The following is a 14,601-nucleotide window of genomic DNA, read 5'->3' as shown; positions in this document are numbered from 1 at the left end:
AGGAAGCTTAACCCCGCAGCACCGCGCCCAGTTTCCCCGCAGCTGTGGTCACCCGCTCGGCAATCGCTTTCAGGTCGGCTTCGGCATAGGACTTGTCGCCCGGTTGCAGCGTGACTTCGATGGCCAGGGATTTCTGGCCTTCGGGCACGCCCTGACCGCGGAAGTCATCGAACAGGCGGACGGCGACGATGTTGGCCTTGTCCGCGCTCTTCACGGTGCGGACCAGATCACCGGCTGGCAGAGCCGCATCGACCAGGAACGCGAAGTCGCGCGTCACGGCCTGCAGCGCGGGGGGCGCATAGGCGCTGCGGGCGAACGTCGCCGCGCCGCGCTTGCCCGGAATGGCTTCCAGGAACAGTTCCACCGCCGCCACCGGCACACCGATGTCGAACTGCTTCAGCGTGGCCGGATGCAGCATCCCGAACCGCGCCAGCACCGTTTTCGGTCCCAGCCGCAGGGTGCCGGACTGGCCCGGATGGAACTGCGGACCGGCTTCGCCCATGACAGCCAGGTTATCGACCGGTGCGCCCGCTTCGGCCAGCAGCGCCAGCGCTTCGGCCTTGGCATCGAACGCGTCAAAGGCCTGCGCCTTGCCAGTTGCCCAGCCGCGCGGTGTCTTTTCCCCGGCCAGCACCGCGCCCAGCGTCAGGCGCTCGTCGCTCGCGCCGTTCGCTCCGCGCAAGTACCGGCGACCGAGTTCGAACAGGCGCAGGCTGGCGGCACCGCGATCGACGTTGCGGCGGACGGCCGACAGCAGGCCGGGCAGCAAGGATGGGCGCATCGCCTTCATGTCTTCGCTGATCGGGTTCGCCAGCACCCACAGTCCGTCGTTGCCCGTAGCGAAGGCCTCGGCTTCGGGCACCGGCAGGAAGGACCACGTCACAGCCTCGTTCAGGCCGCGCGCGGCAGCGGCGCGGCGGACGCGGCGTTCCAGCTTCTGCGCCGGGGTCGCGGTCGGACGGGCAACGCCATCAGCGCGCGGGAGAGCGACGCTGGCGACGTTGTCGATCCCGTGGATGCGGACCACTTCTTCGACGAGGTCGGCTGCGCCGTCCACGTCCGGACGCCAGGTTGGCACGGTCACGTTCCAGCTGTCGTCCGCGATAAAGCCCAGTGCCGCCAGCATCGCGCGCTGCGTATCGTCGGGGATCGTCACCCCGCCCAGCCAGAGCGAGCGGGCGGGGTCGTAGGCGATGACCCTGGGCGTGGCGGGCGGGGTGCCTGCGCGGACCACTTCGGACGGCTCACCGCCGCAGATCTCCAGGATCAGTCCGGTCAGCAGGTCCAGCCCGGTATCGAGGAACGCCGGATCGACCCCGCGTTCGAACCGCTGGCGCGCATCCGACGTCAGGTTCAGCTTGCGGCCCGTATCGCCGATCCGGACGGAATCGAAGTAAGCAACTTCCAGCAGCACATCGGTGGTCGATTCCGAACAGCCCGAATGCTCACCCCCCATGATCCCGGCAATGTCGTGGACGCCGGCATCATCTGCGATCACGGTCATGCTGCTGTCGAGCGCGTATTCCTTGCCGTTCAGCGCCAGCACGGATTCGCCGTCCGCCGCGCGGCGGGCGAAGATCGCGCCGGTCAGTTTGGCCAGGTCATAGGCGTGCGCAGGGCGACCAAAGGCGAGCATGACGTAGTTGGTGATGTCCACCAGCGCCGATATCGGGCGCTGACCGGCACTCAGCAGGCGGGCCTGCATCCAGTCGGGCGAGGTGCCGTTGCTGACGCCCTTGATCACGCGGCCATAGAAGGCCGGACAGCCCGCCGGATCGTCGGTGCGGATTTCGGTCGGGCAGGGGAAGCTGCCCACCACCGCCTTGGCCGCAACCGGCTTCATCGTGCCAAGGCCCGCCGCCGCCAGATCGCGGGCGATGCCGTACACGCCCATGCAGTCCGGGCGGTTGGGGGTGATCGCCACGTCGAACACCGGGTCGCTGCCGTGATAATCGGCAAAGGCCATGCCCAGCGGCGCGTCTTCGGGCAGTTCGATGATCCCGTCGTGATCCTCGCCCAGTTCCAGTTCACGGGTGGAGCACATCATGCCGTTGGATTCGACGCCCCGGATCGCGGACTTTTTCAGTTCCATGCCACCCGCCGGAACGATCGCACCGGGCAGGCCGAGCACGCCGATCATACCCGCCCGCGCGTTGGGCGCGCCGCAGACGACTTGCAGCGGGGTGCCATCGCCCACATCAACCGACAGCACTTGCAGCTTGTCGGCATCAGGGTGGCGGGCGGCGGTGAGGACCTTGGCAACGCGAAAGCCGGTCAGCTTTGCAGCGGGGTCTTCGACGCCTTCAACCTCAAGCCCGATGGCGTTGAGCTTCGCGGCGATTTCATCGGCCGTGGCAGTGGTTTCCAGATGATCCTGAAGCCAGGAGAGCGAGAATTTCATGGTCCGTCCCTCCTCTTATGCTGCCGTGCCGACGCCAGCCGACAGGGTCGGTGCGTCATGCGCGGAGAAGCCATAGTGGGCGAGCCAGCGGGCATCGCCATCGAAAAACGCACGCAAATCATCCATCCCGTATTTGAGCATCGCAATCCGGTCGACGCCGATGCCAAAGGCAAAGCCCTGCCATTCGTCCGGGTCCAGCCCGCCCGCACGGATCACGTGGTGGTTGACCATGCCGCTGCCCAGCAGCTCCATCCAGCCATGCCCCGGCGCATCGCCGCTGCCGCCCAGCACGCGCTTTCCATTCACAATCGCAAAGCCCACATCGACTTCAACCGAAGGCTCGGTGAACGGGAAATAGCTGGGGCGAAGACGCAGCACGATATCGTCACGCTCAAAGAACGCCTTCAGGAAGGTTTCCAGCGTCCACTTCAGGTGGCCCAGATGAATGCCCTTGTCGATCACCAGGCCTTCGACCTGGTGGAACATCGGGGTGTGGGTGGCGTCGGAGTCCGACCGGTAAACCCGGCCCGGTGCGATGATCCGGATCGGCGCGCCGCCGGGATTCGCCTTGACCACGTCCAGCATGGTGCGGATCTGCACCGGGCTGGTGTGGGTACGCAGCAGCATCGAGCGCCCTTCGGCGTCCTTGTCCGGGAAATAGAACGTGTCATGCATCGCGCGGGCCGGGTGGCTTTCCGGAATGTTGAGCGCGGTGAAATTGTGCCAGTCGTCCTCGATCTCCGGCCCGGTGGCGACGGCGAAGCCCATGTCGGCGAAGATTTCGGCCAGCTCGTCCAGCACCTGGCTGACCGGATGGACGGTGCCGCGCGGCGCGCTGGGGGCGGGCAGGGTCAGGTCGATGCTTTCGGTGGCGAGGCGCGCTTCGAGCGCGGCGCTTTCCATCGCGGCCTTGCGGGCGGTCAGTGCGCTTGTTGCGCCTTCGCGCAAGCCCTGGATTTGCGGGCCAACGGTCTGGCGGTCTTCGGGTGACATCCCGCCCAGCGTTTTCATCAGGCCGGAAATCGAACCCTGCTTGCCCAGCAGTTCGACCCGCAGCTGTTCCAGCGCGTCAAGGTCAGCCGCATTGGCAATGCGCGCCAGCGCCTGTTCAAGGGTTGCTGCGTAATCCACGTTTGATCGTCCCGCCCGAATACCAAGTCTGAACCCGCGCCTTTAGCCATGCAGCGCGGCGGGTCCAACTGGTTTTGCGTGCGGGCACCCGGTTTTGCCTCAGGCGGCGTTGGCAGGTGCGTCCACACTGCTGGGGCTGGTTCCCTCCGGACGGTCCATCGTCTGGACTGCCGCGCCGTGCATCCGCATGCGTTCCTGCATGAAGCGGTTCAGGATCGGATGCGGGCGCGCGGCATATTCACGCGGGTTGGTGCCCATGAATTCGTGGAAGTCGCGCACGAACTGGGCCTGATCGTGATACTGGCTGTCGATCGCACCGATCCATTTCAGCGAGGGGTCCAGCATATACTGGGTCAGGCTGCGCATGAACCGCTGGCGACGCAGCAGCACTTTGGGAGAAAACCCGAACGCGCGCGAACAAGTCCGCTCGATCGTCCGCTGTCCCATCCCGACTTTGTCGACCAGTTCCCTGACGTTGCCGATCGCGGGATCGACGATGGCGTTGTGAATCCGCAGGATGCGGTCCGTTTCCAGGCCCTTGGCGGGTGGAAAGCTGCGAAAGAACGCGATGATCCGGGCCAGTTCCGCTTCCTCGCAAGGTTCGCCCTGGAACACCTTGTCGGCCAGTACGCGGAACGGGGCGCAATCCGGGTGTTCATAGCCGCAGGTCAGGGAATTGGCGCAAAGTGCCGCCTCACGCGGCATGTACCGTGCCCAGCCTAGTGGCAGCAGGCCAATACCCCACATCCGCGTGGCGGGGATTTCGAAATTGATCGCTTTCGATGACGGCCCGGTCACAACCATCCGCGAACCAGTCAGCACCGGCCCGCCTTCGACCCAGGCAGTTGGCGTGCCGCCGGAAAACACCCGCAGGTTTGCCCATTCCGGTTGCAGGGCATCCTTCACGGTGGCGCCTTCCGGCAGGTCGATGGTGGTATGATAAAACGTGGTGAAATAGCGGCGGAGATCTTCCGGTGGGGAATAGAACCGCACTTTTACAGCGATTTGCGATGACACAGAAGCAAGTCCCTCATTCGCGTTCAGGCTTAGCATTGCCCAGCGCGCGGCGCTTGGCAAGCGGTGTGCCGGTCATAAATTATCAGGGGCGGTGCAGCGCCTGCACTGCCGCTCCGGCTGCTGCGGCGCGGGCGCGCGCTGCGGCGCGCAGGACGGGATGGTCAAGCGCGGCATAACGGCTGGGGCTCATTCCCATGAAACGTTTGAAATCACGCACGAAATGCGCCTGATCGACATACTGCCAATCCAGCGTGCTGATCCAGGTGAGCGAGGGATCGAGCATGAACTGCGCCAGACTGCGCAAAAACCGTTGGCGGCGCAGCAGCAGTTTCGGTGAAAAGCCGAATGCCCGCAGCGACAGCCGCTCCAGCGAGCGCGAAGACATTCCCAGTCGGCCGGCCAGTTCGCTGACGGAGCCGACTTCCTGATCGACCAGTGCGGTGTGGGCGGTGTGGATTCGCGCTTCATCATCGGCCGGGGGGCGCTGTTTCAGCAATGCCAGCAGGAAGGCGTCAATCCGCGCGGCTTCACCTGCCGGGTCCGGGATCCCCGCATAGATCTCGTCCAGCAGCGGCGCAAACGCTGCAAATGCTGCACAATCGGTGCCATCGCAGAACCGGTCAACGAGATCTGCGGCCGGACCATTGCAGAACCGTGACCAGCCCAGCGGCTGGATGCCGATGCCCCAGGTGCGAAACGGGCCGGACACGAAGTGCCCGGCCAGACTGGTCGGGCCGGTTGCGATCATGCGCGGTGCGGCGCGGAGCGGTTCATCCCCCACGGCGGCCCGCATGTTGGGGTTTTGGGCAAAGCGGATATTGGCCCATTCGGGATGCAGCCAGTCCTCCACCTCGTCCGTCTCTGAAACTTTGACTTCGGTCAGGTAAAAGGTTGTAAAATAGGGCGCGAGTTCGGGGGATGGCATGAAAAAGCGCACTGTAATGGCATCGCCGATTACCTGCTTCATCATGGAAATTGTCCCCTGGTGCCCAACCAGCCAGCTATTGGCCGCTACAGTCAAGAAACTAGACTGCCGCAGTTGCGAATAACGGGCAAGTGCCAATTGTCGGCCAAATGTTTGTGCAGGCAGGGCAAAAAGAAAAGGGCGCGGCAGGTTCTCCCGCCGCGCCCCGATCTTGTTATCGCAAGTGCGATGCTCAGGCAGCCGGCAATGCAGCCTTGGCCTGTGCGATCACGGCGCTGAACACGCCGCCTTCGTTCATGGCCAGATCGGCCATGGACTTGCGGTCCAGCTCGATCCCGGCCAGCTTGGTGCCGTGGATGAACTGCGAATAGGTCAGGCCTTCAGCGCGGACCGCCGCGTTGATGCGCTGGATCCACAGGGCGCGGAAGCTGCGCTTCTTAACCTTGCGGTCGCGATACGCATACTGGCCAGCCTTTTCGACGGCCTGCCGCGCGACGCGGATCGTGTTTTTCCGGCGGCCGCGGTAACCCTTGGCCTGTTCCAGAATATTCTTGTGCTTGGCGCGGGTGGTAACACCCCTTTTGACACGTGCCATACTTCAGTACTCCTCAGTTCAGCCCGTAGGGCGCCCACTTCTTGATCGTCTTCGCATCAGCGTCAGAGATCGTGTCGGTGCGGCGATGCTGGCGGATGTACTTGGCGTTGTGGCTGATCAAACGGTGCCGCTTGCCAACCGCACCGTGCTTGATCTTGCCGGTTGCGGTGAGCTTGAAGCGCTTTTTGACGCCGCTCTTCGTCTTGAGCTTGGGCATTTCAGTCTCCTTGTTCAGGGACACGTCCAATCCGCCCTGGCAGCCCTTGTTAGCCAGGCGGACCATCGAAATCGTGTCGTCGAAGAGCGCGCCCCTAGGGCCGAATCAGCAGGAAGGCAAGCGCTAACCGCCGTGCGAGCCCCGGAATTGCGGCATTCCCCGGCTTTCCAGCCAGTGCCGGAAATCGCCGTCCGCGATCGGCTCGGCCCCGGCAGGCAGCGGGCGGTTCCAGACATAGACCTGCGCCGAGCCGCCGCCGGTCAATTCCAGTTCCTGCCGGAGATAGAGCGAGGCGGCAGGATTGGCCGGATCGAAATCCTCATAGCGGTCCATTGCGGCAAGGTCGGCAGCCCCGAACCCGGCGCGCGCGGCATAGAGTTTGCCGTGCGCCAGCCCATCGCCGACCACCAGCGCCGGGAACCAGCCGAGCGCATCGGGAACGGCAAACAGCGCGCCGTGGACCGTGGCCGGGCCGACCGGTTCCAGCAGCGCATGGATCGCCGCTGCGACCGGATTGTCGCTGCCATCCAGCAGCGTGCCATAGAAGAAGAAGGGCATCACCGGCCCGGTCTAGCGTGAAGCGGCGTTCAGGCCCAATACGATTTGCAGCAGGCGTTCGGGTTCATCCGCCATCACGTCGTGCCCGCCGCCCACTTCGTGCAGTTCCCAGTTGCCTTGCCCGATCACCTGATTGCGGAACCGGGTGAACGGGGTGGGGTTGTAGCCGGTGGCATAAATGTAGACGCGGCGGCGGACCTTTGCCTCCTCACCGGTGAAATGGACCGGCTCGGTCAGGGTCAGCAATGGGTGACGGCCATAGCCCGGTTTCCCGCGTGAGGGCGGAAAGGGCAGCACCAGCCCCGGCGCATCCTTTTGCGCCTCGATGTAATAGTCGTGTTCCCACGTGCCGGTGATGTCCCACAGCGACTGGCCGTCGGCGGGCAGGAACGCGTCGATATAGCAGATTGCGTCGATCCGCCCGCCCAGCCGGGTGGCGACCCCGGTGATGACCATCCCGCCCCACGAATGGCCGCACAGCACGAACCGGTCGAACCCGGCATCGGCAATCTGCGCGGTCACATCGTCGATATGCGTGGTCAGCGTGATCGCGGGGTTCAATTCCGCCGCGCGGCCGCCCAGCCCGGTCAGCTGCGCCACCAGCACGCGGTGGCCGCGCGTCGTCAACTCACGCGCCAGCCGGTCATAGGCCCAGCCGCCGCCCCACGCCCCGTGGACCAGGACGTAATCGGTCATGCCCCGCGCTCCATCAGAGGCCGTGCTTCCGGTTATAGGCGGCGATCCATTCCACCGTCTTCACCATCCCCCCGAACGGATAGAAGTGCAGCCGCACCCGGCCATGTTCATCGCCCAGCCCGCGCGCGAACGCATCGACCAGCTTGTCCGGCCCGGCGCTGCCGATCAGGTTGGTGAGCGAGATGCCGTATTTCTTCAGTACGCTGGCTGACGCACCCACGCCGCAGCGCGTGGCAAAGCGGAGCAGCGCCTTGATGCTGGCGGGCCCCGGCACGCCGATCCGCACCGGCACGTCCAGTCCGTGCGCCCGCAATTGCCGGAGCCAGGCCAGAAACGCGTCCGGATCGAACCCGAACTGCGTAACCACCAGCGGCGCCATGCCGCGCGCTTCGATTGCGCGGACCTTGCTTTCCAGCACGGCCCAGCATTCCGCCTCGGTCATGTTGGGATGCCCTTCGGGGTGCCCGCCAACACCGATCGCCTTGATCCCCGCCCGCTCGAACGCGCCAGTGGCGATCAGGGCGGACGTATCGAAATAGGGGCCTTGCGGCTCAGGCGGATCGCCCGCCACGATGAAGCAGCGGGTCACGCCGGCGCGCTCGACCACCGCTTTCAGATAGCCTTCGAAATCGTCTTCAGAGGTGATCCGGCGGGCCGAAAAGTGCGGCATCGGTTCAAACCCCAGCTCGCGCACGGCCATGGTGGCGGCAACACGGGCTTCGGCGTCCTCACCGGGCAGGAACGTCACGGCCACAGGGGTGTCGACCGGGATCAGGTGCGCCGCTTCGCGCAGCGAATCGATGTCCTTGGCGGTCATTTCCAGGCTGAAGCCGTCAGTGATCCCTTCGGGCGTCTTGTCCCAGTTGGGGTGAATCAGCGGTTTGGCCATCGGTGCATCCTCTTGGACAGCCAGCGCAGCCCGCGCGCCATTGTGACGCTGCGGGCTGCCCGGCCCTGGTCAGGCTCAGCGGCCGGTGCGCCAGCCTTCTGCGTAGTTTTCACGGGCCACGCGGCTGTAGGGAATGCTGCTGACGATGGCGCGTACTTCGATCTGCTTGTGCGGTTCGACGGTGGTCTTTTTCGTGCCGCCGTTTTCTTCGCCCCAGACCACGCGCACTTCGGTGCCAACCGGGATTTCCGGATCGACCGTGGCAAGGCTGAGCGCCTGCTTTTCATTGTAGGAGAAGCCGGTGAACATCGACAGGCCGACCGTCTTGCCGTCCGCATCGACCACGCGGTCATAGTTGGACGAGGCATAGTTCGCTAGCGGCACGTCGAAGAACTTGTACTGATCACCGTCCGGATCGAACAGCGAAGCCATGATCTTGGCCATGTCTTCGGGGTTCCACGCCAGCGTCACCTTCTTGCGCTGCGCCGCCGGGTCCAGCGCTTCCAGCGCTTCGCGGCCGTGGAAGTCATGGTCGAACTTCACGAAGCCGCCGTAACCCAGTTCCCACGGGTTGAGGTAGTAATCCTCGATGTTGTCCGACACGAACGAACCGCCGATCGAACCGGTCGCTTCATACGAATCGGCACCCAGCCACTCACGGAAGCCCTTGAGCTTTTCGCCGGTGTAGATCGCCGGGAGCGGCGAGGGGATCCAGCCCGATTCGAGCGTGTTCGACGGATAAGCGCGGCTGCCGCACGGGATCAGGCCGAATTCCTTGCCCGCTTCCAGAATTGCGGCGCGGATTTCTTCCTGCTCCGCATAGGGACCCCAGATTTCAAGGCCCGGCGCGCCCGACATGCCGTGGCGCAGGGTGCGCACGGTCTTGCCGGCGATGTTCATCGTGCTCATGTTGAAGAACTTGAGCTGTTCCAGCGGCCCGCCGTGCAGCTTTTCGATCACGGCCCAGGCGTTCGGCCCCTGAATCTGGAAGCGCCATTCCTTGCGGGTGACCGGCTTGCCCATCGGGCGCATCGGCGAACGGTCGTCCAGCTCGATCTCGACGTCATAGCCGCCGGTCGCGCCGTGATAGCGCAGCCAGTTGCTGGCGGGCGCGCGGCCGACATAGGTGAAGCTTTCTTCTTCTTCCCAGAAGATGATCCCGTCACCGATCACGTGGCCATAGGGCGTGGTCGGCACGTATTGCTTGGCCTTGCCGACCGTCCAGCCCTTGGCGCTGTTGACCATGGTGTCGGACAGCAGCTTCAGCGCGTCCTTGCCGCGGATATACAGGTTCACCATGTGGTGCGACTGGTCGAACAGCACCGCGCTGTGCTGCCATGCCCACTGTTCGCTGCGCCAGTTGGAAAATTCAGGTGCGACGACCGGGTACACATAAGCCCCCAGCTGCGAATTGCGCAGCATGTCGACGATGTTGCCCTGTGCGTTCAGTACCTGCTCAAGATTGGTGATGGCCATTTTGCCCTGACTCCCGCTCCGGTTGAAAATTTTGCCGTTTGCAATTTTGTATGCACTGCATACTATATTTTGCTATCGGTGCAAATGAAAAGCGGAACCGCTAACCCGCTTCGTGATATTGGGAGACTTGCTGATGGCCGAGGTTCAGATCCTCACCCTGTCCTGCTGCGACCGTGCCGGGATCACCGCGCGCGTAACCGGCTATCTGTTTGAAAATGGTGCTAATATTCTGGAAGCGCAGCAGTTCAACGATCAGGGCAGCGGGGATTTCTTCATGCGCGTGGCGTTTGATCCGGGCAGCGCGGACGTCGCCGCGATTCGCGCCGGATTTCAGCCGCTGGCCGCCGAATATGCAATGCACTGGAACCTGCGGGCCAAGGGCGCACCGCGCAAGGTGGTGCTGATGGTCAGCAAGTTCGATCACTGCCTGGGCGATCTGCTCTATCGCAACCGGATCGGCGAACTGAACATGGATGTCGTCGCCGTGATCGGCAATCATCCCAAGGAAGCGCTGTCGATCTCGCTGCTGGGCGATGTGCCTTATTACCATTTCCCGATCACCAGGGACACCAAGCCCCAGCAGGAAGCGCAGATCAAGCAGGTTGTCACCGAAACCGGGGCCGAGCTGGTGGTGCTGGCGCGCTATATGCAGATCCTGTCGGATGATCTGGCCCGGTTCCTGTCGGGTCGCTGCATCAATATTCACCACAGCTTCCTGCCCGGCTTCAAGGGTGCCAAGCCCTATCACCAGGCCCATGCGCGCGGGGTGAAGATGATCGGCGCGACCGCGCATTATGTCACGGCCGACCTCGATGAAGGTCCGATCATCCATCAGGACGTCGAAACCGTCACCCATGCCGATTCGCCCGACGACATGGTCCGCAAGGGCCGCGATATCGAACGCCGCGTGCTGGCCGAAGCGGTGAGGATGCACCTTGATGACCGGGTGCTGCTGAACAAGGACAAGACGGTTGTGTTCCGCAGCTGAGTGGGCGGAACAGGTTTCGGCCCAAAGCTCGCTCGTGCTGAGCTTGTCGAAGCACCGCATTTGCCCTTTGCGTCGGCCTTGTGGCGCGCAGAAACAGGGCAGTGCTTCGACAGGCTCAGCACGAGCGGAGTTGGGGTGGTGAGTCCGTATTGAAAGGGATGGGGATATGCAGGTCAACGCGCTCGATCACGTCAACATCATCACCGACCGGCTGGACGAGACGGCGCGGTTTTACGCCGCGCTGCTCAGTCTGGAACGCCGCGACGGCCCGCCGCCGCTGACGCGCGACAACGCGCAGTGGATGGTTGACGCGGGCGGCAAGGCGATCATCCACATCAACAGCACCGATTGCCCCCGCGCCTATGACCGCGCGGTAGAGCCGGGTGCGCTGACCGGCGCGGTCCACCACGTGGCGCTCAACTGTTCCGGCTATGATGCGGTGATGGACCGGATCGCCGCCATGGGGCTGGACCACCAGGTCAATCTGGTCGAGGCTATCGGCCTGCGCCAGATCTTCACCGCCGATCCCAACAACGTGCTGCTGGAGCTGAACTTCTTCGGGGATTGAGCTGAGGATATTTCCATTTATTAATGTCCCTCAACTAACCGGATGGGGCTGATAAATGGAAAATGTTGGCGTATTGCAGCCGCACGTTGAGCGTATGATGCTTGTGTGCGGAGCACAGAATGATGGCAAAACTTGGCTCCTTCAAAACATGCTCAGCGATAGGCGCTTGGCTGGTATTGTTCGCCGCAGAAACACGACGCCAATTAGTCTTTCGAAAGAGAGGGGCCTTGTAGTTCGCTCGGCATCACCGCACGAGCGAGGACTTTCGACGACCAGTTTTCATGACGAAATTCGTCGAGCACTCCAGGATGGGAAAAAGCATGGTTGTCGACGGATGAACTTCGCTTACGCTGTTCAGCCTAGGCCGACGAAGAGGCGTGAAGGGAAGTTGGACAAAATCCAAGGGATTGTTTCAGTATGTAGTGATTTGATAAAAGCCTTTGCGCCTGAGCGGATAAGAGTAGTGCAATTATCCCCTAACCAATTTGGTTCATCTGGAAATTGCCTTACTGTGTTTGAAGTTGACGGCTTGCGGAATCTTGACGTTGAAGTCATTGCCATCGATGCCCGTAGGGGGGGTAACCCCATAGAAGCTGGGAATGTCAGGGTGTTGGCCGATTATTTCGACTTTTCCTGAAACCTGAATTTCCAGTACAAAATTCCTAAACCGGCCGCTCTCCAGCCAGCGTGGTGCGGTACATTTCGCGCCGGTAACCGTCGTAATCATTGGCGGCGAGGTGCAGGGCGGTGCGGTTGTCCCACAGCGCGACCATGCCTTCGTCCCAGCGCAGGCGGCAGGTGAAGTGGTGCTGGGTGATGTGCTGGATCAGGAATTCCAGCAGCGGGCGGGCCTCTGCGCTGGTTAGCCCGTCGATGCCGACTGCATAGACTTCGTCCAGATACAGCGCCTTCTCGCCCGTTACCGGATGGGTGCGGACCAGCGGGTGGCCGGTGCCTTCCAGCGCGGCGGCGCGGGCGGCGTCGCTGGCGAAGGACAGTTCCTTGCCGTCGGCCAGCTTTTGCGTGAAGGCGTTGTTGCGCGCGCTCATCCGCACTTTCAAAGGGGCGAGCATTGCCTGCATCGCGGGGCTGAGTGTGCGGTAGGCCAGCGCGCAGTTGGCCCAGACGGTATCGCCGCCATAGGGCGGGATCTGGACCGAGCGCAGGATGGTTACCCCCGGCGGTTCGGGCAGAAATGGTGAATCCGTATGCCAGCCGCTGCCGAACAGCCCCTTGCTGCGGTGGTCCGCTTCCTTGATCACCGGCTGGACATGGGGATGGCCGGGGACGCCGTGGGTATAGGCATCGGGCGCGAACTCGCCCCAGCGGCGGGCGAAGGCCTCATGCTCGGCATGGGTCAGGTGCTGGTGGCGCAGGAACACCAGCTTGTGCCGCCACAGCGCGTCCTGCAATTCAGCGAAGCCTTCATCCGACAAGTCCGTCAGCGACGTGCCGACCACTTCCGCGCCCATTGCCGCCGCAATCGGCTGCACGGTGATGTGGCGGTAATCGCGGGCCGAATTATCGAACCCGCCCGATGGGCTGAGGCGGACTTCACGCATGACTGGCTCTCTCCCGTGCTCAGCCCGGTATCGCAGCGATCAGCGCGTCCGCCAAGGCCTGCGCAGCGCACAGGTAGGGCGAATGATCGCTCTCCAGCGTGACCACGCGCGCGCCGGGGGATAGCTGCTGCATCAGCCGCTGGCTGGCGATGGGAATCGTCCGGTCCTGTGTGCATTCGACATAGGTGCGCGGAAGGCTGCCCCAGCGCGCATCCGTCAGGTGCAAAGGCTCGCTGCGCGGTCCGTGCGGTTCGGCCAGCAGGCGCGGCAGTGCGGCGGCGACCAGTTCGGGCGGGGAGAGTTGCGCGAATACCGGCCCGGCCAGCGCGGGATCGACCACGGTTCCGGCGCCGTGGTGGACCTTGGAAATCAGCGCGTCGAAGGCCGGGGTCGGCTCTTCCAGCGCCTTGAATTCGGCGCGGCTCATGCCATCGGGCAGCATCATTGCGCAGATATAGACCAGTGCGCCCATCGCCGAAGGATCGGCTTCGGCGGCCGTGCTCACCACGATCCCGCCGCGCGAATGGCCGCCCAGCACGACCGGCGCGCCGCCCAGTTGCTCCTGCAGCGCGCGGCACTGCGCGGCGGCGAAATCGCCCCAGCCTTGCAGGGTGGTGGCGCGCAGCTGCGCCTCGTTCCCGCCCATTCCGGGCAGGGTCGGGGCGATAACCGTGTGACCGGCAGCGCGCAGGCGGGCGGTGACTTCATCGAAGCACCAGCCGCCATGCCAGCTGCCGTGGATCAGAACGAAACCGGCCACGGTTTACCGGTCGCCCGACCAGGTGCGCAGGCCCGGCGTGGTGCGGTCTTCGCTTTTCAGCGCCTCGGCCACGGCGGGGCGGGCGGTGACACGGTCCCGCCAGTCGACCAGACGCGGATACTTCGCCGCGATTTCCAGTTCGGGGAACATCCGCTCCACCATCATCCCGCAGTGCGAGTAGAAATTGATGTCGGCCAGCGTGTAGGTATCGCCCGCCAGCCAGCGGGTCTGGCCCAGCTGATCCTCGATTTTGGCCAGAGCATAGACGATCTTGTCGGTCGCGTTGGCAAGGTCGCTTTCCGAAAAGCCCGAGCGCGCGGTCATCCACTTCTTGCGCTGGTCGGGCAGCGGGATGTTTTCCATCAGCTTTTCGAACTCGCCGCTGTCAATGCTGCGGGCGATCACGCCCACCATCCGGTGCCAGCCGTGCATCGACACGAAGTTCATCACGTGCTCGTCAACGAACTTGTTCCAATAGCGCATTCGCGCTGCGCCAACCGGATCGCGCGGGCGCAGCGGGGCATCAGCGGGCTGGGCATCGGGGAAGGCGTCTTCGAGGTATTCGTTGATCACCGTGGTGTGGGTGATGATGATGCCGTCATGGTCCAGCACCGGTACCTGGCCTTCGGGATTTACGCGCACGAACCAAGCCTGATGCTGCTCGAACTTGTGCAGATCGACATAGACGCTTTCGTAGGCCAGCCCCTTTTCCTTGAGCGGCACCATCGATTTCAGCGAGTTCGCCAGCGGTTCGGCGTGGTAGTATTTCAGGCTCATTCTGTTTCCCCTTCATCCGTTCGTGTCGAGCGAAGTCGAGA

16 protein-coding genes are annotated in these 14,601 nt (G+C 63.7%); 3 read left to right on the top strand and 13 right to left on the bottom strand.

Annotated features, from left to right (window positions below; genetic code table 11):
- Positions 1–7: 7 nt before the first annotated feature.
- The 10 genes from pheT to Q8Q53_RS01400 all read right to left on the bottom strand — a co-directional run bounded on the left by pheT (position 8) and on the right by Q8Q53_RS01400 (position 9,905).
- Positions 8–2,401, bottom strand: coding sequence for a phenylalanine--tRNA ligase subunit beta (gene pheT, locus Q8Q53_RS01445; RefSeq protein WP_305699965.1), 2,394 nt, complete (start codon positions 2,399–2,401; stop codon positions 8–10).
- A 15-nt stretch (positions 2,402–2,416) separates the two neighbouring features.
- The gene (gene pheS, locus Q8Q53_RS01440; protein WP_305699964.1) at positions 2,417–3,532 is read right to left on the bottom strand and encodes a phenylalanine--tRNA ligase subunit alpha; all 1,116 of its coding nucleotides are present in this window, start codon (positions 3,530–3,532) and stop codon (positions 2,417–2,419) included.
- A 99-nt stretch (positions 3,533–3,631) separates the two neighbouring features.
- Positions 3,632–4,549, bottom strand: a complete 918-nt coding sequence (locus Q8Q53_RS01435) for a helix-turn-helix domain-containing protein (protein WP_305699963.1) — start codon at positions 4,547–4,549, stop codon at positions 3,632–3,634.
- 82 nt (positions 4,550–4,631) lie between these two features.
- Positions 4,632–5,519 carry an AraC family transcriptional regulator gene (locus Q8Q53_RS01430; RefSeq protein WP_305699962.1) on the bottom strand — a complete coding sequence of 296 codons (888 nt, stop codon included), beginning with the start codon at positions 5,517–5,519 and terminating at the stop codon, positions 4,632–4,634.
- A gap of 187 nt (positions 5,520–5,706) precedes the next feature.
- The gene (gene rplT / locus Q8Q53_RS01425) at positions 5,707–6,069 is read right to left on the bottom strand and encodes a 50S ribosomal protein L20 (protein ID WP_305699961.1); all 363 of its coding nucleotides are present in this window, start codon (positions 6,067–6,069) and stop codon (positions 5,707–5,709) included.
- 13 nt (positions 6,070–6,082) lie between these two features.
- Positions 6,083–6,286 carry a 50S ribosomal protein L35 gene (rpmI, locus tag Q8Q53_RS01420; RefSeq protein ID WP_189539454.1) on the bottom strand — a complete coding sequence of 68 codons (204 nt, stop codon included), beginning with the start codon at positions 6,284–6,286 and terminating at the stop codon, positions 6,083–6,085.
- Positions 6,287–6,409: 123 nt separating this feature from the next.
- Entirely contained in the window at positions 6,410–6,844 is a 435-nt protein-coding gene (locus Q8Q53_RS01415) for a gamma-glutamylcyclotransferase (protein WP_305699960.1), read from the bottom strand.
- A gap of 12 nt (positions 6,845–6,856) precedes the next feature.
- Positions 6,857–7,540: an alpha/beta fold hydrolase gene (locus Q8Q53_RS01410; RefSeq protein WP_305699959.1), complete on the bottom strand. Its 684-nt coding sequence runs from the start codon at positions 7,538–7,540 to the stop codon at positions 6,857–6,859.
- A 13-nt stretch (positions 7,541–7,553) separates the two neighbouring features.
- Complete coding sequence (locus tag Q8Q53_RS01405) at positions 7,554–8,429, bottom strand: methylenetetrahydrofolate reductase (protein ID WP_305699958.1); 876 nt, start codon at positions 8,427–8,429, stop codon at positions 7,554–7,556.
- A 75-nt stretch (positions 8,430–8,504) separates the two neighbouring features.
- Entirely contained in the window at positions 8,505–9,905 is a 1,401-nt protein-coding gene (locus Q8Q53_RS01400; protein ID WP_305699957.1) for an aminomethyl transferase family protein, read from the bottom strand.
- Between the two features lie 133 nt (positions 9,906–10,038).
- Between Q8Q53_RS01400 and purU the strand changes: the two genes are divergently transcribed.
- The 3 genes from purU to Q8Q53_RS01385 all read left to right on the top strand — a co-directional run bounded on the left by purU (position 10,039) and on the right by Q8Q53_RS01385 (position 12,098).
- Entirely contained in the window at positions 10,039–10,893 is an 855-nt protein-coding gene (purU, locus tag Q8Q53_RS01395) for a formyltetrahydrofolate deformylase (RefSeq protein ID WP_305699956.1), read from the top strand.
- Positions 10,894–11,059: 166 nt separating this feature from the next.
- Positions 11,060–11,461: a VOC family protein gene (locus Q8Q53_RS01390; protein ID WP_305699955.1), complete on the top strand. Its 402-nt coding sequence runs from the start codon at positions 11,060–11,062 to the stop codon at positions 11,459–11,461.
- Positions 11,462–11,516: 55 nt separating this feature from the next.
- Positions 11,517–12,098 (top strand): hypothetical protein, encoded by a 582-nt coding sequence (locus Q8Q53_RS01385; RefSeq protein ID WP_305699954.1) that lies wholly within the window; start codon positions 11,517–11,519, stop codon positions 12,096–12,098.
- A 25-nt stretch (positions 12,099–12,123) separates the two neighbouring features.
- Here the strand turns inward: Q8Q53_RS01385 and Q8Q53_RS01380 are convergent, their stop codons facing one another.
- Genes Q8Q53_RS01380 through Q8Q53_RS01370 form a run of 3 tightly spaced genes read right to left on the bottom strand, consistent with a single transcriptional unit; the run spans position 12,124 to position 14,560 of the window.
- A complete protein-coding gene (locus Q8Q53_RS01380) occupies positions 12,124–13,023 on the bottom strand; it encodes a TauD/TfdA family dioxygenase (RefSeq protein WP_305699953.1) in 900 nt (299 codons plus the stop codon).
- A 19-nt stretch (positions 13,024–13,042) separates the two neighbouring features.
- Complete coding sequence (locus Q8Q53_RS01375) at positions 13,043–13,783, bottom strand: alpha/beta fold hydrolase (protein ID WP_305699952.1); 741 nt, start codon at positions 13,781–13,783, stop codon at positions 13,043–13,045.
- A 3-nt stretch (positions 13,784–13,786) separates the two neighbouring features.
- Entirely contained in the window at positions 13,787–14,560 is a 774-nt protein-coding gene (locus Q8Q53_RS01370) for a glutathione S-transferase family protein (RefSeq protein WP_305699951.1), read from the bottom strand.
- Positions 14,561–14,601 lie beyond the last annotated feature (41 nt).

Origin of the sequence: Novosphingobium sp. (assembly GCF_030699305.1) — a bacterium.
Classification (GTDB): domain Bacteria; phylum Pseudomonadota; class Alphaproteobacteria; order Sphingomonadales; family Sphingomonadaceae; genus Novosphingobium.
The sequence above is the reverse complement of the archived record's forward strand: the minus strand, read 5'-3'. Positions and strand labels throughout refer to the sequence as shown.